This is a genomic window from Planomonospora alba (assembly GCF_039534085.1).
In the GTDB taxonomy this organism is placed as follows: domain Bacteria; phylum Actinomycetota; class Actinomycetes; order Streptosporangiales; family Streptosporangiaceae; genus Planomonospora_B; species Planomonospora_B alba.
In genome coordinates this window covers 1-23,418 of record NZ_BAAAUT010000027.1, presented here as the reverse complement: position 1 = coordinate 23,418, position 23,418 = coordinate 1, and the positions used below count along the sequence as shown (strand labels likewise).

The window sequence follows — 23,418 nt, the reverse complement described above, 5'->3', positions numbered from 1 at the left end:
TCGGCCAGGCCCACCTCGGCGACTCATGGCCTGCCCGTAGCGGGTGGAGGCGACGCCGGTGGCTGGCTCGTCAGCCTCGCGATGGGCGCGTCCCGCTGGCGGGAGGTGACCGGCTCCCACCGCTGGACCCGATACGGCGTGGGGACGGCGGGTGTCCCCTATACGGCCGCGGACTTCGGGTAGGGGTAGGAGCACGGCCCACACCGTCGACCGCTCACAAGGCCCATGCGCTCCACCCGGCTAGAGCTCCAGGCTTCCAGCGGCGGATCGTCGGGAAGCTTGGCGACGTCGTAGCGGAAGTCCACGAGATACGCTTCATCGTCCATGGCCCACTGAGCCAGGCAGCGATGTGCTCGGTGCCATGTTGCTGCTGAGCCGGCAATATGGGAATCTCCTGCTCGACAACGGCCCGCCCGGTGCATCTCCCGCTGTCAGGCAGCCCCGACGCTCGCGACGAACTCGAGGATCGCTTTGGCCAGCACCTCTGGGGCCTCCATCGCTGCGTAGTGACCCACGCCGTCGAGCTGCACGGACCGGATTTCCGTCGACGCGGCACGCGACATGGTGTCGGCCGTGAAGGGGCCGCCGCCGGCGCCGACCGCGAGCACGGGTGCTTTCAGCCCGGGCTGTTGCGGAGGGCCTGGATCGCGGTGCCCTCGCTCAGCATCGACCGGTAGAGGCCGATCGCGCCGCGCCAGCCGTCAGGACGTGAATAGGTACGGGCGAACTCCTCGATGTCGGTCTCGGTGAACGCGCCCGGGGTCGCGGTCATGGATGGGAACGCGTGCTCTCCGAAGAACTCGTGTTCACGGTCGGTGAGCAACAGCTCCGGGATGCCGGGCGCAGCGAGGACTCCGATGTGCCAGGCGCCGCCGTGGGTGACGTCGGCCAGCGCTTCCAGGCCGAACCCGGGCAGGCCCATCTCGATGGCGGTGAGGCTGAGCACGTCCTCGGGATGGGCGGTGGCCAGGCGGAACACGGTCGCGCCGCTGATGTCCTGCCCGGTGAGATGGACAGGGCCGACACGGGGGTTGAGCAGCCACCGAACGGCCGGTCACGTTAAGGAGCCCGGCAGGCCCGGCTTAGCGTCACTGGCCGTTCTGATACGGGTGGCCGCCGGATCGGCTTATGAGTCCTTGGCGCCTGCGAGGGTCTTGTGGACGACGCCGATGGAGACTTTGACGCCGGCGGCGATGGTGCGGATGGATTCTCCGCGCTGGCGGCGGGCGAGGATGGCGGCGCGTTTGTCGTCGTCGACCACGGGCCGGCGACCGCCGACGCGGCCGCGGCGGCGGGCTGCCTCCAGGCCGTCCTCGGTCCTGCGGACGATGTCGCGGCGGCGGTCTTCGGCCAGGGCCAGGGCCAGGTCGAGGATCAGGGAGCGTTCGGTGTGCTCGCCGGCCGCGATGCCCTCCAGCGCCTTGACGCCGACGCCGCGCTGGAACAGGTCGTTGAGGACGATGAGCCCTTCGAGGAGGTTGCGGCCGAGGCGGTCGACCTCCTGGACGCACAGCAGGTCGCCGTCGCGGATGTGGGACAGCGCCTGCAGTAGTGCGGGCCGGTCATCGGTGGCGAGCTTGCCGCTGATCTTCTCCTCGACGACCTTCCAGCAGATGGGGTCCAGAGCGTCGTGCTGGCGCTGGGTGTTCTGCTTGTCGGTGCTGACCCGGACCAGGCCGATGAGCGCCATCGAAGAGCGCCCTGCGTTCATCAAACGTGTCGCGAGAGGTAGCTGAACGCTACCGGAACATGAACGGCAAGATGAACGCTTTGACGAGACGTGGCGGCTCATCCGGGCGTACTCCCGCCGGCGTTCGTCAGACGTTCGTTAAACGAACACCCGCCCACCCCGCGATGCCTTCCTGCCGTATTCCGCACCCAGGGCGAAGCGTCAGGGCTGGAGGTCGCCGTCGCGGGCGAAGTCGGGGAGTTCGTCGGACAGCAGGTGTTCGGCGCCGCCTTCCAGGAGTTGGGCCGTCTCGGTGGAGCGGGGAAGCATGGTGTGCTCGTAGGCGCGGATGGCGTCGTCGATGGTGGGGGCGCCGGCGAGGGCGAGGGCGAGTTCGCCGGCGTCGAGCATGGCGAGGTTGACGCCGACGCCGAGCGGGGGCATGAGGTGGGCGGCGTCGCCGAGGAGGGTGACGGTCGGGTTGTGCGCCCAGGTGTGGGGTGCGGGCAGGGCGTGGATGGGGCGGTCGACGTAGGGTCCGTCGTTGTCGCTGATCAAGCGGCGCAGGCTGGGGGACCAGTGTGCGTACTGCTTGAGGAGCAGGGCGCGGATGGCGTCGGTGTCGTCGATGGTCAGCCCGTTCTGGGTGATCCAGTCGGCGGGGGTGCGCTGGATGATGTAGACGCGGATGTGGTCGCCGCTGTTGCGCTGGGCGAACAGGCCGCGTTCACCGTCGGCCGCGGCGGCGCCGCCTTGGCCGACGAGGTCGGCGATGTCGGGGTGGCGTCGGTCGACGTCGGAGAACCATGCCTCCAGGAAGCTCACTCCGCTGTAGTGGGGGACGGCCGGGGAGACGGCGGGGCGGACCCGGGAGAAGGCGCCGTCGGCGCCGATGACCAGGTCGGTCTCGACGGTGCCGCCGTCGGCGAAATGCAGCAGGCGGGGGCCGTCGGCGGGCCCGCTGATCGTGGTGAGGGCGCGGCCCCACTGCACCGTCCCCGGCTGGAGGGAGTCCAGCAGGAGGGTGCGCAGCCGGCCGCGGTCGATCTCCGGCTTGAACAGGTCGCCGTCGCCGGGGACGTGGTGGAACAGGAGCCGGCCGTCGGGGTTCATCTGGCGCATCTCCTGCCCTTCGGGGCGGGCCAGGTCGAAGAACGCCTCCAGCAGGCCGGCCTCGCGCAGCGCGACCTGGCCGTCGTCGGCGCGCAGGTCCAGGGTGCCGCCCTGGTCGCGGGCGTCCGGGCCGGCGTCGCGGTCGTAGACGGTGGCCGCCAGGCCGTGCCGTTGCAGGATGCGGGCGCAGGTCAGGCCGCCCGGTCCGGCGCCGATGACGCTGATACGGGCGTGGCGGGGTGCGGGAGAAGCCATGGCTGTTTCCTTGTGATCAGTGGTGGTTGAGGGTCTGCGGCAGGCGGGCCGGACGCTCACGTCCAGATCTCGCGGGCACGCAGGCAGATGGACGACGAAGCCTGTGATGGGCGGGTGCTACGCCGGCCTGGAAGGATGCGCCGCCGACCTGGGGCCTTGTGACGTTGACGAGATTAAGCCCAAAAGTGAAACGAGTCAACTAAGTTACTTAGTGCATAATTTGCATGGTGCCGTCATTGGATATGCTTCATCCATGACTGTGTCTTCCATCAGCCGCCGCGAGCGCAAGAAGGCGGCCACGCGGCAAGCGATCGCCGATGCGGCCCTGCGGCTCTTCCTTGAGCGGGGCTACGACCAGGTGAGCATCCGTGACATCGCCGATGCCGCGGACGTGTCGACCACCACGGTGTTCAAGCACTTCACCGGCAAGGAAGCACTCGTCTTCGACGAGGATCAGGACCGTGAGGCACAGCTCATCGCCGCGGTCGCGCGGCGCACGCCCGGCCAGAGTGTCCTCGACGCCCTCCGCCGGCATGTCCTGGACACCTGGATCCGCATCGAGACCCACCCCCAGCGAGCCGAGTTCACCCACCTGGTGGACTCCACACCCGAACTGCGTGCCTACGCCGAGCGCATGTGGACCCGGCACACCAAAGCCCTCGCCGCGGCCATCGCCGACGCCTTCGGCGCCGACCACGATGACCTCGCCTGCGCCGCTCTCGCTCGCTACGTGCTGGACATCCCCGCCCTCGCCCGCGGCCGCCACGACCCCCGGGCCGCCGTCGAGACGATCTTCGACATTCTGACCCACGGCTGGCGCCCGCCCATCACCGGCTGACGGGTGGCATCACCACGCGACCATGCCCACCGACCGCTCGCTCCGGGCGGCAGGCTTCGCGCAGACCCCGCCAACCCGCGGGCGGGACCGGTCAGATCTCGTCGTCCTGCTCGGCGTCGGGATTGCGTAGGTCGCGGATGGCGCCGGGGGCCAGGTCGGGCAGGGCGAAGGTGTAGGTACCGTGGACGCCCAGGTGGGAGTGGACGAACGGCGACAGCCGGGCCATGTCCTCGGTTCGGACCACATATCCCTGGGCTTTGAGCCGGCGCACGGCGGCGTCCAGGTAGACCGTGTCCCAGAGCGTGACGCAGTTCAGGACCAGGCCGAGTGCGCCGAGCTGGTTCTCCAGGCCGCGCTCGTAGCGGTGGTAGAGCTCGCCCTTCTTGCCGTGGCAGATCTTGCGGGCCAGGGAGTGGCGGTTCTCCTGGAGGTTGCGGATGTCCTTGATGTCGCGCCGGTAGGTCTCGTCGACGTCGATGAACGCCAGGATGTGCAAGGTCTTGAAGATCCGGCCGTAGGAGGCGATCGCCTCGCCGAGCGCGGTGGGGTGACCGTCGCGCCGTTCCGGCCAGGGCCAGTCCAGGGTGAGCGATTGGCCGACGGCCAGCGCGTGCCAGCGGCTCGCGCTCTCGTCCAGCCGGTCGAGGATCCCCGCGTCCGCGGGGGCGGAGGTCGCCGACCGGGAGCCGAGGGCTGCCGGACGACAGGGCCGTGCTCGCGGTCGGCGTCCAGTGAGATGGATCACGGTTGGAGTTGAGCCCGGGTCAGGGTGGAGGCACGACGCCGACCCGGACATGACAGATTTCAAGGAGAACACCACCATGTCCGTCACCCCTTCCGGTCAGGACAAGAGCACCCTGCGGATTGCCGCGTACGGCGCCGTGCCGCCGGCATCCCCATCCCCGGAGCGGATACCCGCTGACCGCGCCCTGCTCAGGCGGGACGTGCCGATCGGGAGGAGTCCCAGAGCGCGGCGCCGCCGACGACCGCCGCCGCCAGGACGGCCAGGGCGAGCGGCGGCACGAGCGACGGTGCCGCCAGGACGACCGGCGCGGCGGCGGCGAGCACGGCGATGGCGACGAGCTTGCCCGCCGGCATCCGGCCGGACACGACGCGTTGGAACACCGCGTGCCCGGCCAGGAACAGCGCGGGGCCGCCCAGGACGGTGAGGGCGGTGCCAGCCGTGACGGGGCCGAGCGGGTGCGCGATCGCCAGTTCGTCGCCCACGGCCGCGACGATGATCCCGGCCACGATGGGGATGTGGCCGTAGGTGTAGGCCGACCGGCCGAGACGCCCGGTGTCGTCCGATTCGGCCACCTTCTCGGCGGCGGCCTCCGCTGAGCGGTCGAAGTAGGTCCACCACATCGCCACGCTGGTGAGGAACGCCACGGCGAACGCGGCCACCGTCGCGGCGGACAGGTGATCGCCCTCGGCCAGCGTCAGACCGGTGAGCAGGATGGACTCCCCGAGGGCGAGGATGACGAAGAGCTGGCAGCGCTCGGCCATGTGGGCGCCGTCGATCGCCCAGTCGGCAGTGGTGGCCCGGGGCAGGAACGGCAGCCGGTAGCCGTGCCAGGGCGCGGCGTACTCCACCCCCAGCGCCGCCACCCACAGCGCCGTCTGGCCCGCCCCGCCGGCGAGCGCACCGGCGATCCACAGTACGGCGCTGATCACGTGCCAGCCGAGGATGAGCCGGAAGGTGTATCCGATGGGTTCGTGGCGGGCCGCGAGCACCGCCACCAGCGATCGGCCCACCTGCAGGACGACGTACGCGACGGCGAACCACAGGGCGCGCGGGCCGAACGCCTGGGGCAGGGCGGCGGCCATGGCCAGCCCGGCCAGCATCATGGCGGCCAGCGCCGACCGCATGGCGGGGTGGTCGGGGTCCAGGTAGTTCGTGGTCCAGGTGGCGTACATCCAGGCCCACCACACCGCCAGCGTCAGCAGCAGCGTCTGCGCCGCCCCGGCCGCCCCCAGATGGTTCAGCAGGAGGTGGGACAGCTGGGTGACGGCGAACACGTAGACGAGGTCGAAGAAGAGCTCGATGGGCACGACCTTGGCGGTGTGGCCGCGCGGTCGGAGAATGCCGGCCATGGCCGTCCTTTCCGTGGGTGTCTCAGCCTCGGTACGGCGGAGCGACGCCCCAGCCCCAGTGCGGTACCGGGGCCTGCTCCATGGGGGTGGCGCCGGGCTGGGAGTTGGCCAGGGCCAGGCGGGTGCCCCATTCGATGTAGCCCATGAACGCGGCGCGGAACTCGGGGTCGTCCGGCAGGCCGACCGCGTCGGCGGCGTCGGCCAGCAGGTTCACCCAGCGGCGGCGCTGGGCCTCGGTGATCGCCCTGCCGAGGTGCATGCGCAGCATGTGCGGGTAGCCGCCGCGCTCGCCGGTGTAGCGGGCCGGGCCGCCGAACACCTCCGCCAGCCACATGGCCACGTACCGGGGGTGCTCGGGGTCCATGTGGGCGAACAGCGGCCCGACCAGCTCGTCGGCCAGGACCGTCTCGTAGAAGCGCTCGGTGAGGCGTTCCAGCGCCTCGGTGCCGCCGGCCCACTCGTACAGGGTGGGGACGGCGGCGCCGGTGCCACGCACCGCGGTCGGCTCGTAGTGGCGCATCTCCTCGATCATCCCGACGTAGGGCCGGATCTCCGCCAGGAAGGCGGGGAACAGCTCCCCGCCTCTGAATCCCTCCAGGTGGTCCTTGGCCGAGGTCCAGGTGATCCGCAGGGTGTAGCAGGCGGGATCGTCCGCGCACCGGCTGAGCTCGTAGTCCGCGCACTGCGGCGCACCGGCCAGGAAGCGGGCCGCCCTGCGGTAGGCCTCCTCGAACTCCGCCTGGCGTTCACCAGGGATGCGGTAGCGGATGTATTCGACGATCATGGGATTCCTCGCTGTGGCTGATCTCGATCTTCGTGTGAGCCTATAGGTAATACTGTAATCATGTAATAGAAACGGTGGCCTCTCGCCGGGGCCACAGGCCGACACCGACCTGCCGGAGGTCTCCCGTGCGGTCACGCGACGGGACGGAACGCCGCGTCGAGGACGTCGGCGGACGGGTCCGGAAACGGCGCGCCCCGGTCGCCGTTGACGTTCTGCACGGCGATCAGGCCGCCGTCGCGGGTGCCGTACAGGTAGGACCAGGTCCCGGCGATCAGGCCGCCGTGGCCGTAGACGGCGGTGCCGCACGGCCGGGTGACCGCGGAGACGCCCGGCGGCATGCCGGGGTAGCCGTCCCCGGTCGCCGCGCGGTGCACCAGGCGGTGCACTTCGATCCGGCCGGCCACGTGCAGGCTGACGGCGGTCATGGGATCTCCTCGGGGACGGGGCCGGGGGGTCGTCCGCCACCCCGTTGCTGATCTTCGCTACACCGGAAAAGCTACGTTGCATACTCGGATATGTAAATGCATCTTCCGCAAAGCAATCACGTTTCTACTGGAAGTGACCATGAATTCGTTGCATGGGATTGCCGGGTAATGCAATGAGAAACTCCTGACGCGTTGCATTGCTTCATGGGAGGACGCACGCTGTCCGCCGACAGACCCACCAGGCCCGGCCGGAGGCAGGGGCACCGCTGCCCGGAGCGAGACCGGCCAGCAGGGAGCGCCGGCAGATCGCCGCGGGACCGCCCTATGCCGAGATCGCGCGCCGCCTGCAGCGGTCCCCCTCGACCCCGGCCGCCGGCGCCCTGCGCCCGCTGCGCGACCCTGGCGCCGCCCGCGCTGGACGAGGACGACGGGGCGTGGACTGTAGCCCCCGCCTGGTGGTGACGCGGGCATATCAGGTGGCCGGGGTGCTCGGAAATCGCAAGCGCCGGTAGGGGAGCTGATGTCATCCTGTCTGGTATGTCTGACTAAGCCTTGATTGGTGCGGCCGACCTGGCGGCCTGCTCGATCTTCGCGCGGTAGGCGGCGCGGGCTTCCTCGTCGATTGGATTCTCGTGTTCGGCGCGCAACCCGGTCCGGCCGTCGAGGCCCTCGCGCAGGATGTCGGCGTGTCCGGCATGCCGGACGGACTCGCTGAGGACGTGGAGCATGATGGCGAACAGGTTCGTGTGCCAGGCTGGCGTTGACTCCGGCCACCACGGCACGTGGCCGGGGGCGTCGAGGGGAAGCTCGTTGATCGTCGCGTCCGAGTGTTCCCAGGTGCGCCGGTAGAATCCGATGATCTGTTCGCGGGTCTCGTCCTCGGTCGCCCACAGATCGCTGCCGTCGGAGTCCTGCCACCGGGGCAGCGGTTCCGGGCAAGGGCGGCCGAAGACCTCGCCGAAGTACCTGGCCTCGACGGTGGCCATGTGCTTGACCAGGCCGAGGAGGTTGGTCCCGGTCGCTGTCAGAGGTCGGCGGGCGTCGTATTCGGACAAGCCGTCGAGTTTCCAGAGCAGCGCCTTGCGGTCCCGCCGCAGTCTCCCGTGCAGGGTGTCTTTCGCGAATTCATCGATCATGCGGCATGAGCCTGCCATGGGCTGCTCGCGGTCTCAAGATCCCGTACATGGTCCGCAACGGCTGGCAGAGCCGAGGCCCGGCCATGGCCGCCGTCGTTCACGCTCACGGGCGGCACCGCCTCCGTGAAGTCCACGGTGCAGACCCTCGCCGCCGGCGAACTCCAGCGCGAGCGGACCTACGACGGACTGCGAGCCGCCGAGGCCAAGGGCAGCAAGGGCAGGCGCCGCCGTCCTCCCCGGCCCGAGCCCTGCGAGGATCGGGCGAAACGGGGTGGGAGCCGGCTCGCCCCCGTCAGTGGGCGGCTGTCAGGTCCAGGCCGGCCGGAGTGCGCCACCACACCAGCGCCGCCGCGATCACCATCAGCACCGCACCGCAGCCGCTGGTCAGCACCAGCGAATCGCTGAACGCCTGCTGCGCCTGGAGCGCGAGCGCCGCGTCCCGCGCCGCGGCCGCGGCCTCCAGCGCGGTCCCGAGTGACTCCGGCGTGCCCGCGGGCACCCGGCTGCGGTACAGCGCGGCGGCCACACTGCCCAGCACCGCGACTCCGAGGGTGCCGCCCACCTCGTAGCTGGTCTCCTCGATCGCGGCGGCACTGCCCGCCTTGTCCGCGGGCGAACCCGACATGATCACGGCGGACGCGATCGCCAGCGCGCCCATGCCCGCGCCGACGAGCAGCAGCGCCACCGCGACCGAGGCGTAGCCCAGCGGCAGCACATACATCGCGGCGAAGCCCGCACCGGACACGAGCAGCCCGCCGGACAGCACCGCCCGCGCGCCGATCCGTGCGGCCAGGGCGGGGGCGAGCGGCGAGCAGACGCCCGCGCCGACGGCCATCGGCAGCAGCCGCACTCCCGTCTCCAGCGGCGAGTAGCCCTGCACCAGCTGCATCCACTGGGCGAGGAGCAGCGCCAGCGCGGCCATCGCGATCGACGTGGTCAGCGCCGCGATCGTGCCGGAGGTGAACGCCCCGTTGCGGAACAGCCGCAGGTCCAGCAGCGGATCCTTTCGGCGCAGGCAGCGCCGCGTGAACCAGGCGAGTGCCACCACCGCGACCGTCGCGGTGACGGCCGTCCGGGCGTCCAGGCCCTCCTCGGCCCCGTGCTTGATCGCGTACGCCAGGGCGGTCATCCCCGCCACCGACAGCACCGCGCCTGCGGCGTCCCAGCGCCCGGGGTTCGGGTTGCGGGACTCGGGCAGCAGGATCAGTCCGGCCACGACGGCGACCACCATGACCGGGACGTTGACCAGGAAGGCCGCGTGCCAGCTGAAGTTCTCCAGCAACAGGCCGCCGATGATCGGGCCCAGCGCGCCGCCGAGCGAGGCCATCGCCGCCCAGACGCCCAGGGCGGTGGCCCGCTCGCGGGCGTCGGTGAACAGCGTGCGGATCATCGACAGGGTGGACGGCATGATCATCGCACCGCCGATGCCCAGCAGCGCCCTGATGGCGATCACGTCGGCGGCGCTGTCGGCGACCACCACGGCGGCCGAGGCCAGGCCGAACAGCGCGAATCCGGTGAGCAGCGTCTTCCTGCGGCCCCACCGGTCGCCCAGCGCGCTGACCGTGACCAGCAGGCCTGCCACGACCAGGGAGTAGACGTCGACCATCCACAGCAGTTCGACGGAGCCGGGCCGAAGCTCCGCGGAGATCTCGGGCAGGGCCACGTTGAGGATGGTCATGTCCATGACGACCAGCAGCAGGCTGGCCGACAGGACCCCCAGGCCGGCCCAGCGCCTGCCGGGGGGCGTGGGAGGCGCGGTCACCGTCGATGTCATGAGATCCCCTTCAGGAAGGTGTCGAGGAACAGCCGCGGCACGTCCCGCTGCGCCACATCACCCCGGCGCACGCTTTCACCGACCGCCACGAGCAGGCCGAAGACGACGGAGCTGACCCATCGCACCGGCAGGTCGGCGCGGACCAGTCCGGCCCGCTGGCAGGCGGCCAGGAACTCCACCTCGCGTTCTTCGATCTCGTCGGAGCGGCGCAGCAGCTCGGGCGGCAGCGTCTGCTCGGTGAGCAGGAAGCCGTGCTCGTGGCAGATGGCGACCTCGCCGTACAGCAGGGCCTGGAGAGCCTCCTGCAGGCGGGCCCGGTCAGCGGAGGCCGCCGCCTCGGCGATGCCCGCCTCCCGTTGAACGCGTTCCCAGTCCTCCAGCGCCCGCCGACCCAGCACGGTCACCAGGTCGTCCCGGCTGGCGAAGTGCCGGTGCAGGGTCGCCCGGCTGATGCCGGAGGCTGCGGCGATCTCCGCCATGGAGGCGCCGGGAGCGGCGTTGAGGTGCCGGATCGCCGCCGTGATGATCTGTTCGCGACTCACCGCCATTGATGCATCACCGTCTTATATGAGACATATTTGTCTCATCCTATGCCGGTGGGCGAGGCGGTCGTGCGCACACTCCGGTGCCCAGCAGGGGTTGCCCGCCTCCGCCGTGCCACGCCCGAAGCCGCGGTCGGCCGCCAGCGGTCCCGGCGGTCAAGCCCACCGGTCGAGCCCCGGTGAGGGAGCGGGCTTGACGGGCGGGCCGCGACGGCTACGGATCCGCCCCGCCCCGGGGTGCCGGCGGCGCGCTTCCCGTACTCGCCGACCGGTCGGCGGCCGCGTTCACCGCCTCCCCCTCCGGCCACGCCCCCCTGGGAAGGGGTACCGAGAACCGGCCCCTCAGCACTTCCGGCTTCTGCCGAGCGGATTACTCAACCTCACCTCGTGCCAGTCGATGAAGGAGGCGCCGCTACCGGGACCGTGAAGGACCGCCATGTCCTCTTTTGCAGCTTCATCCGCACCCGCACAGATCGCGCGGCGGTCGCTGGCCGCTCGCTGCCGTGACCTGCCGCTCACCGCCAAGATCATGGCCGCTGTCACGGCGATGGCTGCCGCCTGCCTTCTCGTCCTGACCGTCAGCGTCAACGGCCTCAGCGCCGCCGATGAGGATGCCTCGGCCATCTACACCGGCGGCGTGCAGCCGATCGAGACGCTGGCGCGGCTGCACAGCGACGTGCTGCAGGTACGCAACCTGGTGCTCAACTACTACATGTCGGACGCCGAGCACCGCACGACCAACGCGGCCGACATCCGCAAGCTGGATGCCGCCATCGCGAAGCACGCCGAAGCCTTCACGCCGATGACGGCGGACAAGGCCGCCTCGGACCGCCTGTACGCCGACTGGGCCGCCTACGTCAAGATCCGCGACGAGCGGATCATGCCCGCCGCCGACGCCCACGACCTGAACGCCTTCTGGGACGGCTTCAACGAGGCCGCCAAGCTCAACGAGCGCATCGACCAAGGCTTCACCGACCTGCGCGCCGCCCAGGCCAAAGCCGCCGCGGCCAACGCCGCCGACGCCCACGACGCCGTCACAAGCATCGCCACCCGCGTCGGCGTCATCGGCGGTGCCGGCCTGGCCGCCGGCCTCGGCCTGGCCTGGCTGGTCGCCCGCAGCATCGTCGGCCCGCTGCGCCGCGTCACCGCCGTACTGGACTCGCTCTCCCAGGGGGATCTGACCCAGCGCGCCGAAGTCGAACGCCGCGATGAGGTCGGCACCATGGCCGCCGCCCTGTCCCGCGCCACCGACAGCATGCGCGAGACCATCGGCGTCATCCACACCAGTGCCGCCTCCCTGGGTGCCTCCTCCCGCGAGCTGGAGACCGTCAGCGACCGGCTCGGCGACACCGCCGACGGCACCGCCACCCAGGCCGCCCAGGCTCGCGAGGCCGCGGGCGCGGTCACCGAGAACGTCAACGCCCTGGCCGCGGCCTCCGAGCAGATGGGTGCCTCCATCCGGGAGATCTCCGCGAGCGCCTCCGACGCCGCGAGCGTCGCCTCCGAGGCGGTCACCTCCGCCGAGCAGGCCACGGCCGTGGTCGGCAAACTGGGCACCTCCTCGGCCGAGATCGGCGACATCCTCAAAGTGATCACCTCGATCGCCGAGCAGACCAACCTGCTGGCCCTCAACGCCACCATCGAGGCCGCCCGCGCCGGCGAGGCCGGCAAGGGCTTCGCCGTGGTCGCCGGCGAGGTCAAGGACCTGGCCCAGGCGACCGCCAAGGCCACCGAGGACATCGCCGCCCGCATCGACGCCATCCAGGGCGACACCGACGCCGCGGTGACCGCGATCGACGCGATCTCGGCCGTCATCGGCAGAATCAGCAGCTACCAGACCACGATCGCCGCCGCGGTGGAGGAGCAGACCGCCACCACCGGCGAGATCAGCCGCAGCGTCTCCAACGCCGCCCAGGGCGTGGGCGACATCGCCGGCGGCCTGACCGCGGTCGCTGACGCCGCCCAGGACACCACCGAGGGCGTGACGGCCTCCCGCCAGGCCGCGGAGGCACTGGCGGCGATGTCGGCCGAGCTCACCGGACTGGTCACCCGCTTCCGCCTGACCTGAGCGACTCGCTGTCCCCGGCCCGGGGTGCGGTGCGGGCCGGGGACCTGTCGCGTTCGGGAATGGGGCCTGCCCGAGCCGTCGGCGCGCCCGGCGGTCAAGGCCAGCGACCGAGGCCCGGCGAGGGAGCGGCCGGTTGCCGGCTCTGCTGGATGAGCTGCTGGTGACGGCCCGCACCGCCACCTTCCGCCCATGCGGCGTCGAGCTGGGCGCGCTGGTGCGCCGGGCGGCCGCCGACGTCGCCGCGAGCGCCGCGGCCTGCGGCCACACCGTGACCGTGCACGTTCCCGAGCAGGAGGTGAGCGTACGGGCCGATGCGGGGCTGCTGGGCCCTCCGACTTCTACCGGGCGCCGCAGGCCGAGGAGCAGGGGATCGGCGGGACCGGCATCGGCCTGCCCATCGCTGGGGAGATCATCGAGCTGCACGGCGGGAGTTGCAGATCAGCAGCCAGGTAGGGCGAGTGCGGGCCGGGACGCTACCCGTGCCCGCGGGGCGGGCGGAACCCTGCCGGGCGGGTGACCGGGACTGCTCGTCACCCGCCCGGCAGGTCAGCCGGTCATGATCCCTGAGGGAAGACCTTCCAGACCTGTGACAGGCTCGGGCCGCCCCACATGCGGGTCAGGCCGATGAGCTGGTCGTTGGCCTGCAGCCGGGAGGCGATGGACAGGGCGTAGCTGGGGTGGACGACCGAGGCGATGACGTAGCTGTCGCCGCTGACGTCGACGGGCTCAAAACGCCAGTTCTGGTGCAGGCTGTCGTTGCCCTCCTTCAGGGTCACCACGTCGGCGGGGTTGGCGCCGGCGCTCAGGGCGTGGCCGTGGGCGGCGGAGCGGATGACGACGGTGCCGTCGGGGTTGCGCACGAGGCTCCAGCGGTGGCTGGTGGCGTCGGCGAAGGGGTCCTGGGCCCAGGTCTGGACGTGGTTGCCGACGTTGTCGTGGTAGTCGTTGCACATGAAGTAGGTGCCGGTGACGTGGTGGACCATCATCACCGATCCGGTGGGCAGAGCGCTGACGAGCGGCATGGGGGGCTCCTTTCACGGGGGAAGCGGGGATGCGGGGGTGGCGCCGCAGGCCGCGTCCGTGCCTGCCGGGGCGGCCGGTGGTCGGGAACGAAACGGGCCCTGTGACGTTCGCGGCCGGGCGGATGATCGGGGAAAGATAACCGTTTTCCGCCTGCATCACCGAAAGTAAACGTCCGAACACCACTCGTCAACACCTGGTCAATGGGACAGTCGATCCCTCTTCGCGGGTAGACCCGCTCCTGCCGCCCACTCGACAGGTCCCGCCCTTCCTGCGGGGAAGGCGGGAGCGATTTCACCTTGAGTGACACATTCGTCGAATTTTGCTACTGAATGCAGGAGCTCCTGATAGGGGTGGGGGCATGGTTCCTCGCCTGTGGCGCCCCGCCGTCCTCGCATCCGCCTTCGTCCTGGCCGCCTGCCTGCCGGTGGCCGCCCCGCCGACCCTGGCCTCACCACGGGCGCCGGCGACCGCGGCCGCCCCGGCCGATCTGTCCACCCCGTCCGCCGAACCCCCCGCCCGCACCCGCCTGGCCGCCCTCACCATGGCCGCGCCCCGGCCATGACCGGCTACAACCGCGAGCGCTTCCCGCGCCGGGCCGCCCAGGGCAACGGCTGTGACACCCGCGAGACCGTGCTGGCGCGCCACAGCCAGGGCGTGCAACGCGACACCGCCTGCCGGCCGCTCGCAGCCCCGGCCTTGCGGCCACCGGCCCGTATGAGGGCCGGTGAACGCCTGCGCTTGGACGGCCGCGACCGCGGCCTGCGGCGCGTCCCGGTCCGGTCCCTGGCCCGCCCCTGCCGGCAGCGGGCGCGGATCTCCCCTCGGCCGCCGGGCACGGCCGGGGTACACCGAAAGCAGGCGGTGTCTGCCCGCAGGAGATGAGATACGGTGCCGGTGCCCACAGTGATGACACATTCAGCGATCGCGCCGCCGAGGCGGCAGCGCTCCTTACCCGTCCCTGTCCAGAACCCGGTGCGGCAGCACCGTGCGAATGCCTAGCAGAGCGGCGCTGCGCCGCACGGCGGCGTTCGCCGTGCTGTACGCCGCCGCGGTGCTCGCCGGCCGGATGGATCTGATCGGCGGGACGGAGCTGGGGTTGATGTGGCCGGCCGCCGGGGTGGGGGCGGTGTGGCTACTGGCTCAGCGGCATGAACGGTCTGGGTGGCTGGACGTGACGCTCCTGGGGGCGATCTCACTCGTGGGCAACCTGGTGACCGAGGCGGGCCTGCAACTGAGCGCAGCCCTCGCCGCGGCCAACGTCGTGCAGCTGCTGATCTTCCTGTACGTGTTCGCCCGCTCGTGCCCGCTGGCATGGGGTGCCCCGGGCTGGGGCGGCTTCGAGCGGGTCCAGCACCTGTGGGGATTGCTGGCGGCCACACTCGCCGGGGCAGGGGTCGGCGCGCTCATCGGTCCGGCCGCGCTGGCGGCGTTCGACGGCCGGTGGTCGGCGGTGTCGGCCGCGGTGTGGCTGGCGCGCAACTGCGTCAGCATCGTGGTGATCACGGCACTGGGCCTGCGCCTGGGGCGCTTGTCCGAGCGCCGGCCCGGTGTCCTGACGCGGCCGACGACGGCCCGGCAAGCGGTCCGCGAAAGGCTGGTCCGCGCCCCCGACCGGCGCATCGCCGAGTTCTGCGTCCTGGCGGTGACTTCGGTCGCGGCCTACACCGCGACGTTCTGGATCGTGCGCGATCTGCCGCTGACATTCCTGGTGATGAGCGTGACGGTGTGGGCCGCCGTACGCTTCGGCACCACCTTCACCGCTCTGCACACCCTGATCACCGGCACCGCTGCCGTCGTCTTCACCGCCTACGGCGGCGGTCCGTTCGCCGCCGTGGACTCCCCAGTCGCCCGGGCGCTGGTGGCGCAGGTGTTCGTCGGCATGACCGCCGTGATCGGCCTGGCGCTGGCCCTCGGCCGTGACGAGCGTGAGACGCTGGCCGAACAGCGGATCGCCGCGGAAAAGGAGATCGCCGCGCAGGCCGGGATGCTGTCGGCGATCGTCGAGGCGATGCACGACGGACTGGTGGTCATCGACGCCGACGGGCGCGTCGTCATGAGCAACCCGGCCGCCCGGCGCCTGCTGGGAGCGGACGTCGCCGCCTCGACCACCCTCGAGGACCACGGGCTGCTCCACCCCGACGGCACGCCCATCGGCCGGCAGCAGATGCCGTACATGCTGGCCCTGGCCGGGCACGAGGTACGCGACATGGACGCGCTGGTCTGTCCCGGCGGACGCGAGGAGCGCCTGCTCAGCATCAGCGCCACCCGGCTGCCCACCTGCGATCGAGCGGCGGTCGTGGTCTTCCACGACGTCACCGCCGAGCGGCGCCACCGCGACGAGCTGACGGCCTTCGCCGGGATCGTGGCCCACGACCTGCGCAACCCGCTGACCACCGTCAGCGCCTGGGCGCAGCTCCTGGCCGACGCCCTCCAGGCCGAGCCCGCGAGCGAGGTGACCGGCGAGCTGGCCGACGGTATCGCCCGCATCCAGCGGGCCGCCACCCAGATGCGGGAACTGATCGACGATCTGCTGGCCCATGCCACCGCGCGGGACGCGCCGCTGACCCCCGAGCCGGTCGATCTCGCATCCGTCGTGCGGGAGGGCGCCGCGGCCCGCGGCGACCTCCCGCACGACGGGACCGGGCAGGCACCGGTGTTCGACATCGGTGAGCTGGACGCGGTCCGGGCCGACCGGGCGCTGCTGCGCCAGCTGCTGGACAACCTGATCGGCAACGCCATCAAGTACACCGTCCCGGACCGACGGCCGCACCTCACCGTCACCTCCACGCGCGAGCGGCCCGGATGGGTGCGCGTCGAGATCGCCGACCGCGGCATCGGCATCCCCCCAGGCCAGCACGAGGCGATCTTCGAGAACTTCCGCCGCGCCCACGCGAGCGGCCCGTACACCGGCAGCGGGCTCGGCCTGGCCATCTGCAAGCGCATCGTCGAACGGCACGGCGGCACGATCCGGGCCGAGGACAACCCCGGCGGGGGCGCGCGGTTCGTCTTCACCCTGCCCTCCGCCGACGCCCCGGCCCCGGGCCGAACCGGCTGATCGGGTAGGCGTAACCACCGGGCGGGGCGATGTGCGCTGAATCATTCCCTCTTTCTCGACGGTCCGCAGGAACGAGCCGGCTCATGCCCACGTTCCCGCCGCGAGCGCCACCAGCAGCAGCCACACCACCGGGGCGAGGAACACGGCCACTCGGCTGCGTAGTCTGCCTTCGTTGTCGGTCTCGGCCACGGCACCTCCCGGATCTTCACCTCTGACGCTGTCTTGCCGCGCGGCAGACCGGGTGACCGGCTTGTCTCGGCAGACGATGGCCAACCGAGAGTGATCATTGCGTGCCAAAGTATCACTAAAAGTCACTGAGTGCTCTCAGGGATCAGGCGTCGCCCCAGGAAAGGCCTGGAAACCTCCCCGTATCGAGACTGCAAACGGTCATCACGATCACCAGGGGCACTCATCGTTCTTGTGAACTGGCGCGAGAACATGCGGGCGCTGATCGCCGCGCTGCGATCCCGGCCGCTGGGCAGGCTTCACCCTGCCAGGCCGGCGCTGATCCGGTCGCGGGAACCCGGGGCGGGAGAGGCCGAGTAAGCCGAGGGCCCGCCTCGGGGCGGTGGCCCTATCGAACCTGACGGTCCCCGAGGAGGGCCGGTCCGGATTCTGGCGGCAGGACGCTTCGTGTGGTCCACCGTGGCCGTTGAACGTGCCGGGTCGCATAGGCGAGCCCGGGCGGGCGGGGCCGCTGCCGTGCGCGGCCTGCGTAACGTGGCTGGTAGCCCCGGATACGGGGACGGAGGATTTCGGGGGAGATGAGATCCGTGGCCACGACAGATCACATCCACGACGCCCGGCGGCTGCGGGCGCTGCGCGCAACCGGCCTGCTGGAAGCGGACGAGGCGCCGCTGCTGGACCGGGTGACGCGGCTGGCGGTCCAATGTCTGCACGTGCAGACGGCGATGGTGTCGCTGATCGACGCTGACCGCCAGGTCGTCATCAGCGCGGCCGGACCCGACGAACCCGACCGCCACGAGCAGGCACCCCTGCCGCAGTCCCTGTGCCGGCACATCGTGGCCACCGGCGCGCCGCTGACCGTGCCTGACGCCCGCGCCGATGCGCGCCGGCGCGAGATCGAGGCCCCCGGAAGCGGGCAGCTGACCTCGTATGCCGGGATGCCGCTGCGGGCCGGCCCCGGCCAGGTACTCGGCGCGCTATGCGTGATCGACGCCGAGCCTCGGCAGTGGAGCGACGAGCAACTGGTCATGCTGGAGGACCTGGCCGCGCTGGCCGAAGCCGAGATCGCGGTGCGGCTGGATAGGGCCGAACCACCCGGACCATCCGGGCCGCCCGAGCAGAGAGAGGGCGCGCAGGCGGTGCTCGACCGCGTGCCGGAGCCGATCGCCCGCCTGGATGCCGCCGGGGCGGTGACGGTGTGGAACAGCGCAGCGGCGCGCCTGTTCGGCCGGGCGGCGGCCGAGGCCGTCGGCCTTCCCCTCAGTGAGTTGATCAGCCCCGAGCGGCTGCGCGCAGACTGCGAGCGGCTCCTGCACCGGGTGGGCGACGACGCTCCGGCCCAGCAGGTGCACCGGTCGGAGCTGACCTGCGCCGACCGCTCAGGGCGGGAGTTTCCCGCCGAACTGGTCGCACAGGCCCGCACCGAAGACGGCAGGACGCAATGCCATGTGGTGCTGCGCGACATCGGCGACCGCCACGAGGACCGGCGCCGGCTCGAAGACCAGCCCGTGTTCTGGCGGGCGCTGGTGGACAGCCTGGACGTGCGGGTCGGCGCCTGCGACGGCGAGGGTCGGATGATCTTCGTCAACCAACCTCTGCGCCAGACCCGCGCGCAGGAACGCGACCTGCACGTCCTGGAACTGGGCGAGGCATTCGGGCTGCTGGCCGCCGACGGGCGCACGCCGCTGCGCGGAGCCCGCGTGCCGCTGGCGCGGGCCCTGGCCGGCGAGCACGTCGACGGCCAGCAGATCGTCATGCGGCCGCCCGGTGCCGCCGCGCGCCGGTTCACCGTCAACGGCCGGCCGATCGATGCCCCCGGCGGGCGGCGCCTGGGCGCGGTGGTGACCCTGCACGACATCACCGACCGGCATCGGGCCGAGGTGCTGCGCTCGGCCCAGCACGCCGCGGCCCAGGTGCTGGCCGACGCCGCCTCCAGCCAGGAGGCCGCCGACGGCGTGGTCGCCGCCGTCACCGACGCGCTGGACTGGACCTGCGGCGAGTACTGGCAGGTTGAGGAGGACCAGAGAGTTATCACCCGGATCGGCTCCTGGAGCAGGCCCGGCCGGGACCTGTCGGCTTTCACCGGCGACCGGTCAATCGTCTTCCCCCGCGGCAAGGCCCTGCCCGGACTGGCCTGGGAGCGCGGCGAGCCGATCTGGATCGCCGACCTGGCGAGCGATCCTTACGAGTTCTCCCGCAAGCCGGCCGCGCTGGAGGCCGGCCTGCGCTGCACCCTGGCCCTGCCGGTGCGCAGCGGCGACCACGTGCTGGGTGTGCTGCTCTTCGCCACCGACCACCCCCAACCGCCCGACGACGACCTGGTCGAGCTGCTGGACGGGGTGTGCGCGCACGTGGGCCGCTACATGGAGCGCCGCCGCGCCGAAGAGCTCACCGTCGCCCTGGCCGAGAGCCGCCGCCAGTTCGACCGGATCATCAACCAGCTCACCGACAAGGCCTGGACCGTCGAGGTCCGCCCCGACGGCACGGCCCGTCCGATCTACGTCAACACCGAGCACACCACCGTGTTCGGCGGACGGCTGCGCCTCGATCCCGACGACGACTTCATCGCCGTCATGCTGCGTTTCGTCCACCCCGACGACCACGACGCCTTCCGCGCCTACTGCGCCGAGCTCATCACCGGTGACCAGGCCCAGCTGGAGTACCGGCTCATCGGCCTGGACGGCGTCACCCGCTGGATCTGGAGCCGCGGTGCCCCCCGCCGCGAAGGGCAGCGGCTGCTGGTCGACGGCATCTCCAGCGACATCACCGAACGCCGCCAGATCGCCGAAGAGCGCGAACGCCTGCTCGATCAGCAGCGGCAGCAGATGGACCGGCTGCGACAGCTGGACGCGATGAAGGACGACCTGATGGCGATGGCCAGCCACGAGCTGCGCAACCCCATCGGGATCATCCGCAGCTACGCCGAGATGCTGGCAGAGGCCCCGGACCTGCCCGAGGAACACCGCACCTTCATCGAGGTCATCGACCGCAAGAGCGAGCACCTGCAGCACCTGGTCGACGACCTGCTGGACCTGGCCCGCCTGGACGCCGGCCGGGTGGTCGTGGACGCGCGCCCGATATGGCTGACCCGCCTGATCCGCCAGACCGTCGACGAACACCAGTCAGCAGCGGCGGCCAAGCGGATCACCCTGACGGCAGAGCTGACCCACCACCTGCACGTGCACGCCGACCCGGTCCGGTTGCGCCAGGTGCTGGACAACCTGCTGTCCAACGCGATCAAGTACACGCCCGACGGCGGCACCGTCACCGTCACCGCCGACCACGACACCGGCACGGGGGAAGGCCGACCGGACGGACACGAGCGGGACAGAGCGGTCCTGGTGACCGTCGCCGACACCGGCATCGGCATCCCGGCCGAGCAGTACGAGCAGCTGTTCACCCGGTTCTTCCGCGCCTCCACCGCGCGGGCGGCCGGGATCAAGGGCACCGGGCTGGGTCTGGCCATCACCAAGGCGATCGTGGAGGCGCACGGCGGCACCGTGACCGCCGCACCGGGTGAGGGCGGCGGCACCGTCTTCACCGTGCGGCTGCCGGCCGACCCGTCGGCACCGCAGCGAATCCACGAGGCGGGTACGCGCGGACGATGAGTCGCCGCCCTCGTGTCAGGACGTCGCGTGCGGAGCGGGTTCGGCCGTCGCACCGGCGTCGGCGGGCAGGGGGAAGAAGCGCTCACAGAAGAGCCCACCTGGAGGACAGCTCCTTGAGGATGACGTCCGTGGGGTGGTAGTCCGGATCGACCTGCAGCCACCATTCGGCGAAGGGCCCGGCGTACCGCTGGAACGCCGCCTCGTGGATCGGGGCGGCGTCCTGCGGCGGCGCCAGCCCGAAGTGCTCGTTCAGCCAGGCGAGGTACTCGTGGTGACCGTCGCTGTGGTCCTCCTCCTCGAGCTCGGCGCCGTCGAGGTGGGCGCCGTCGAGAGCCAGGAGCCGGAACAGGTCGCGCAGGTCGGACGCCTCGATGAAGATCTCGCCCTCGTCCCCGCAGAAGATGACCGGCAGGGTGGCCAGGTCCTCCCGGTCGTCACACCGCCACAGGGCGTAGAACGAACCGGAGCCGCAGGCCCGCGCGAAGGGGATCAGCCGCTCCTGGAACTCCGGGTCCTCGTGGCCGCTGACATAACGGAGGTCACCGTAGTCGATCAGCTCGAACTCGCCGGAGTAGGGTTTGCCCCCGAGCCGGTCCTGCAGTTCTTTGAGCAGGTTCAGCTCGGGAACGGGGGAGTACACGTCGCTCACAGGGCCTCCACATGCCGGTGTCCGGGCGGTCGCTCCCGGACCATCCGAGATCTCCTCCGCCGGTGCCGCGCCTCGTCCCGGACCCGCGGGACCCGGTACGGGACCGGAGAGAGGTTAGGCGCCGGTGCTGGGAAACGGCTTGCAGCTGTCTGGCACCGCGACGGAGCCGGCTGCGGTGGGTGTCGATGCCCCATCGGGGCGGCATCGGTCAGCGTGTCCAAGGTCCAGACCGCGGGTTCGGCCTCGTCATCGGCTTCCAGTTCGCCCCACGCGCGCCAGCGCAGCTTGCCCGGCGGGGTGCTCTCGGCCAGTGCGATGAGCGGCGAGCGCTCGGCCTGGGTGATGCGTGCGGCCGGTTCCGGGGCGGTCGCCGAGCCCGTCCAGGCTCTCGGTGCCTGCGCGGCGCAGGCGGCAGTGCACCGTCTCCGGATGACAGCCCACCTGGGAGGCGATGGCCGGGCCGGGCATCCCTTCCCAGCTCAGCATGATGATCTGAGCGTGTTGGATCCAGTCGCCGGGCGCGTGTCGGGCTCCGGCGAGCTTGCGGACCTGGCGTTCTTCCTGCCTGTCTCGCGGCGGGCGGGCGCGCAGCAGTTTCGGCATGCCTCATCCCTCCCTCCTGTGCAGGATGCCCCTGGTCATGATGGTTGGCCGGGGGCGATCACGATACGGATTGAGGAACGCAGCACAGGGCTGGCCGAAAGCGTACTCTCCCTTCATCCAGGAGCATTTTTCATCCTGAGTAGCGGTCCTCTTCGATGAGCTGCAGGACGAGGATGGCCTGGACGATCGCGGTGGCGCGGCGGGGGCAGCAGCGGAGCCGGACCAGTACCTTCCATGCCTTCAGGGTCGCGGCGGCGCGTTCGCCGATCGCCCGGATGCGGGCGTGGGAGCGGTTGACGGCCCTCTGGTGGCGCGACAGGCGCGGCCGGTGCCGGTGGCGCTTGAACGGGGTCCGGATCGTGCCGCCCGCACCCTGGTATCCCCGGTCGGCGAAGACCTGGACGCCGGCAATGGCGAGGGCGTCGATCAGGCCGGCCTGTCGGGCGGCGGTCAGATCGTGCACCGCGCCGGGCAGTGCGGGTGAGGCCCACACCAGGCGGCCGGCCGGATCGGCGAGGAACTGGATGTTGACCCCGTGCCGGTGGTGTTTGCCGGAGGAGTACGGCCTGTCGTCGGCGAGCCGGTCGATCGGCAGGAGCGTGCCGTCCAGGATGGCGTAGGCCAGGCGGGAGGCCTTGCCTGCGGCGGTGTGCACGTCGTCGGCCAGAGCGGCGACCAGGTCGACTGCCTCGCGCACGTACCGCCAGGCGGTGGTGGTGCCGATGGCGAACCCGCCGACCAAGCGGGCGTAGGTGTCGCCGCCCGCGTAGATGCGCCAGGACCAAGAGGGCTTGCTGCCCGGGGCCGAGGCGGCGCCAGCGGGAGCGCCGTTGGGCACGGTGGGCGCGGATCAGCTCAGCCAGGCGGACAAGGGTGCGGCCGGCAGCGGAATCGCGGCACGGTATGACAGCAACGAGGCTCCCGGTCGGGGCATCGGATCTTGGTCGACTGCTGTCTTACCGGGAGCCTCATCTCACCTCAACCCAGTTCCCCTTGCACCCACGCTGACCAGCGCCGGCAGGTTGAAAAGAGTTCCAGGTCACGTGGGTGTCCGCCGTGTCCCCGTCGTAGTTGTCGTCCAGAGCCTGACAATCGTCGAGGTCGATCTTCTTGTAGAAGCCCCCGTCGGGGGTGGCGGACGAGACGTTCGCCCTCGTGGCGGGGGCGGTACGGACCTGCATGGATGGCGGCGCCGCAGCCTGGGCCGCCTGGGGCTGCGCGAACAGATCGGCGACTCCGGCGGCTGTCAGCGGCCGCTGGTAGACCGCGACCTCGTCGATGCCTCCGACCATGGCCGCGCCGATCCGCAGCGGAGCCTGGGCGTCCCAAGCGGGGAAGGACAACTGCGCGATCCCGATCTGTGCACCATTCACGCGAAGAAAGCCGTGGCCCGTTTGAGGATGTCGACGTCCTCGCGCAGGCGGCGGTTCTCCTGCCGCAGCGCGGCCAACTCCTCGCGCTCGTCGCTGGTCAGCCCGTCACGTCGGCCGGTATCGACCTCGGCCTGGCGGATCCAGTCGCGCACCGCGGTCTCGGTCAGATCGAAGTCCTTGGCCACCTGGCCGATCGAACGGTCTCCGCGCCGGCACAGCTCGA

At 71.3% G+C, this 23,418-nt stretch carries 21 protein-coding genes and 1 pseudogene; 5 read left to right on the top strand and 17 right to left on the bottom strand.

The window, feature by feature from the left end:
• Positions 1–431: 431 nt before the first annotated feature.
• From ABD823_RS17470 to ABD823_RS17455, 4 genes are all read right to left on the bottom strand, one after another.
• On the bottom strand, positions 432–608 hold the full coding sequence (locus ABD823_RS17470; RefSeq protein WP_344860808.1) for a hypothetical protein: 177 nt from the start codon (positions 606–608) through the stop codon (positions 432–434).
• 8 nt (positions 609–616) lie between these two features.
• Positions 617–979, bottom strand: a complete 363-nt coding sequence (locus ABD823_RS17465) for a hypothetical protein (RefSeq protein WP_344860806.1) — start codon at positions 977–979, stop codon at positions 617–619.
• A gap of 147 nt (positions 980–1,126) precedes the next feature.
• Positions 1,127–1,690 (bottom strand): recombinase family protein, encoded by a 564-nt coding sequence (locus tag ABD823_RS17460; RefSeq protein ID WP_344860804.1) that lies wholly within the window; start codon positions 1,688–1,690, stop codon positions 1,127–1,129.
• 201 nt (positions 1,691–1,891) lie between these two features.
• Positions 1,892–3,037, bottom strand: a complete 1,146-nt coding sequence (locus ABD823_RS17455) for an FAD-dependent oxidoreductase (RefSeq protein ID WP_344860802.1) — start codon at positions 3,035–3,037, stop codon at positions 1,892–1,894.
• Between the two features lie 253 nt (positions 3,038–3,290).
• Between ABD823_RS17455 and ABD823_RS17450 the strand changes: the two genes are divergently transcribed.
• Positions 3,291–3,875 carry a TetR/AcrR family transcriptional regulator gene (locus ABD823_RS17450; RefSeq protein ID WP_344860801.1) on the top strand — a complete coding sequence of 195 codons (585 nt, stop codon included), beginning with the start codon at positions 3,291–3,293 and terminating at the stop codon, positions 3,873–3,875.
• A gap of 91 nt (positions 3,876–3,966) precedes the next feature.
• On the opposite strand, the gene ABD823_RS17445 is transcribed toward ABD823_RS17450, so the two are convergent.
• The 7 genes from ABD823_RS17445 to ABD823_RS17415 form a co-directional block, all read right to left on the bottom strand.
• On the bottom strand, positions 3,967–4,620 hold the full coding sequence (locus ABD823_RS17445) for a Tn3 family transposase (protein WP_344860799.1): 654 nt from the start codon (positions 4,618–4,620) through the stop codon (positions 3,967–3,969).
• A gap of 188 nt (positions 4,621–4,808) precedes the next feature.
• On the bottom strand, positions 4,809–5,969 hold the full coding sequence (locus ABD823_RS17440) for a low temperature requirement protein A (protein ID WP_344860798.1): 1,161 nt from the start codon (positions 5,967–5,969) through the stop codon (positions 4,809–4,811).
• 22 nt (positions 5,970–5,991) lie between these two features.
• Entirely contained in the window at positions 5,992–6,753 is a 762-nt protein-coding gene (locus tag ABD823_RS17435) for a group II truncated hemoglobin (RefSeq protein ID WP_344860796.1), read from the bottom strand.
• A 131-nt stretch (positions 6,754–6,884) separates the two neighbouring features.
• Entirely contained in the window at positions 6,885–7,178 is a 294-nt protein-coding gene (locus tag ABD823_RS17430; RefSeq protein WP_344860794.1) for a hypothetical protein, read from the bottom strand.
• 545 nt (positions 7,179–7,723) lie between these two features.
• On the bottom strand, positions 7,724–8,314 hold the full coding sequence (locus ABD823_RS17425) for a DinB family protein (protein ID WP_344860793.1): 591 nt from the start codon (positions 8,312–8,314) through the stop codon (positions 7,724–7,726).
• Between the two features lie 292 nt (positions 8,315–8,606).
• Positions 8,607–10,088: an MFS transporter gene (locus ABD823_RS17420; RefSeq protein WP_344860791.1), complete on the bottom strand. Its 1,482-nt coding sequence runs from the start codon at positions 10,086–10,088 to the stop codon at positions 8,607–8,609.
• Positions 10,085–10,636: a TetR/AcrR family transcriptional regulator gene (locus tag ABD823_RS17415; protein WP_344860788.1), complete on the bottom strand. Its 552-nt coding sequence runs from the start codon at positions 10,634–10,636 to the stop codon at positions 10,085–10,087. Before ABD823_RS17415 ends, ABD823_RS17420 begins: the two co-directional genes overlap by 4 nt.
• A gap of 523 nt (positions 10,637–11,159) precedes the next feature.
• Between ABD823_RS17415 and ABD823_RS17410 the strand changes: the two genes are divergently transcribed.
• Complete coding sequence (locus ABD823_RS17410) at positions 11,160–12,698, top strand: methyl-accepting chemotaxis protein (RefSeq protein WP_344860786.1); 1,539 nt, start codon at positions 11,160–11,162, stop codon at positions 12,696–12,698.
• A 554-nt stretch (positions 12,699–13,252) separates the two neighbouring features.
• On the opposite strand, the gene ABD823_RS17405 is transcribed toward ABD823_RS17410, so the two are convergent.
• The gene (locus ABD823_RS17405; protein WP_344860785.1) at positions 13,253–13,720 is read right to left on the bottom strand and encodes an RICIN domain-containing protein; all 468 of its coding nucleotides are present in this window, start codon (positions 13,718–13,720) and stop codon (positions 13,253–13,255) included.
• Between the two features lie 359 nt (positions 13,721–14,079).
• On the opposite strand from ABD823_RS17405, the gene ABD823_RS17400 reads away from it, so the two are divergent.
• From ABD823_RS17400 to ABD823_RS17390, 3 genes are all read left to right on the top strand, one after another.
• Positions 14,080–14,283, top strand: coding sequence for a hypothetical protein (locus tag ABD823_RS17400; RefSeq protein ID WP_344860783.1), 204 nt, complete (start codon positions 14,080–14,082; stop codon positions 14,281–14,283).
• A gap of 429 nt (positions 14,284–14,712) precedes the next feature.
• On the top strand, positions 14,713–16,776 hold the full coding sequence (locus ABD823_RS17395; RefSeq protein WP_344860781.1) for an ATP-binding protein: 2,064 nt from the start codon (positions 14,713–14,715) through the stop codon (positions 16,774–16,776).
• 773 nt (positions 16,777–17,549) lie between these two features.
• Complete coding sequence (locus tag ABD823_RS17390) at positions 17,550–20,570, top strand: sensor histidine kinase (RefSeq protein ID WP_344860779.1); 3,021 nt, start codon at positions 17,550–17,552, stop codon at positions 20,568–20,570.
• An 82-nt stretch (positions 20,571–20,652) separates the two neighbouring features.
• On the opposite strand, the gene ABD823_RS17385 is transcribed toward ABD823_RS17390, so the two are convergent.
• The 5 genes and pseudogenes from ABD823_RS17385 to ABD823_RS17365 all read right to left on the bottom strand — a co-directional run.
• A complete protein-coding gene (locus ABD823_RS17385; protein ID WP_344860777.1) occupies positions 20,653–21,219 on the bottom strand; it encodes a hypothetical protein in 567 nt (188 codons plus the stop codon).
• A gap of 246 nt (positions 21,220–21,465) precedes the next feature.
• Entirely contained in the window at positions 21,466–21,822 is a 357-nt protein-coding gene (locus ABD823_RS17380; protein ID WP_344860775.1) for a helix-turn-helix domain-containing protein, read from the bottom strand.
• Positions 21,823–21,952: 130 nt separating this feature from the next.
• Positions 21,953–22,735: pseudogene (locus ABD823_RS17375) on the bottom strand (transposase family protein).
• Between the two features lie 55 nt (positions 22,736–22,790).
• A complete protein-coding gene (locus tag ABD823_RS17370) occupies positions 22,791–23,165 on the bottom strand; it encodes a hypothetical protein (protein WP_344860773.1) in 375 nt (124 codons plus the stop codon).
• 26 nt (positions 23,166–23,191) lie between these two features.
• On the bottom strand, positions 23,192–23,418 hold a 227-nt coding region (locus ABD823_RS17365; protein WP_344860771.1), incomplete at its 5' end, for a transposase.

What these genes read in the sequence shown, in the direction of transcription:
- ABD823_RS17460 (WP_344860804.1), bottom strand. Translation starts at nt 1,690, where the DNA reads ATGGCGCTCATCGGCCTGGTCCGGGTCAGCACCGACAAGCAGAACACC.
- ABD823_RS17455 (WP_344860802.1), bottom strand. Translation starts at nt 3,037, where the DNA reads ATGGCTTCTCCCGCACCCCGCCACGCCCGTATCAGCGTCATCGGCGCC.
- ABD823_RS17450 (WP_344860801.1), top strand. Translation starts at nt 3,291, where the DNA reads ATGACTGTGTCTTCCATCAGCCGCCGCGAGCGCAAGAAGGCGGCCACG.
- ABD823_RS17440 (WP_344860798.1), bottom strand. Translation starts at nt 5,969, where the DNA reads ATGGCCGGCATTCTCCGACCGCGCGGCCACACCGCCAAGGTCGTGCCC.
- ABD823_RS17435 (WP_344860796.1), bottom strand. Translation starts at nt 6,753, where the DNA reads ATGATCGTCGAATACATCCGCTACCGCATCCCTGGTGAACGCCAGGCG.
- ABD823_RS17430 (WP_344860794.1), bottom strand. Translation starts at nt 7,178, where the DNA reads ATGACCGCCGTCAGCCTGCACGTGGCCGGCCGGATCGAAGTGCACCGC.
- ABD823_RS17425 (WP_344860793.1), bottom strand. Translation starts at nt 8,314, where the DNA reads ATGATCGATGAATTCGCGAAAGACACCCTGCACGGGAGACTGCGGCGG.
- ABD823_RS17420 (WP_344860791.1), bottom strand. Translation starts at nt 10,088, where the DNA reads ATGACATCGACGGTGACCGCGCCTCCCACGCCCCCCGGCAGGCGCTGG.
- ABD823_RS17415 (WP_344860788.1), bottom strand. Translation starts at nt 10,636, where the DNA reads ATGGCGGTGAGTCGCGAACAGATCATCACGGCGGCGATCCGGCACCTC.
- ABD823_RS17410 (WP_344860786.1), top strand. Translation starts at nt 11,160, where the DNA reads ATGGCCGCTGTCACGGCGATGGCTGCCGCCTGCCTTCTCGTCCTGACC.
- ABD823_RS17405 (WP_344860785.1), bottom strand. Translation starts at nt 13,720, where the DNA reads ATGCCGCTCGTCAGCGCTCTGCCCACCGGATCGGTGATGATGGTCCAC.
- ABD823_RS17400 (WP_344860783.1), top strand. Translation starts at nt 14,080, where the DNA reads ATGGTTCCTCGCCTGTGGCGCCCCGCCGTCCTCGCATCCGCCTTCGTC.
- ABD823_RS17395 (WP_344860781.1), top strand. Translation starts at nt 14,713, where the DNA reads ATGCCTAGCAGAGCGGCGCTGCGCCGCACGGCGGCGTTCGCCGTGCTG.
- ABD823_RS17380 (WP_344860775.1), bottom strand. Translation starts at nt 21,822, where the DNA reads ATGCCGAAACTGCTGCGCGCCCGCCCGCCGCGAGACAGGCAGGAAGAA.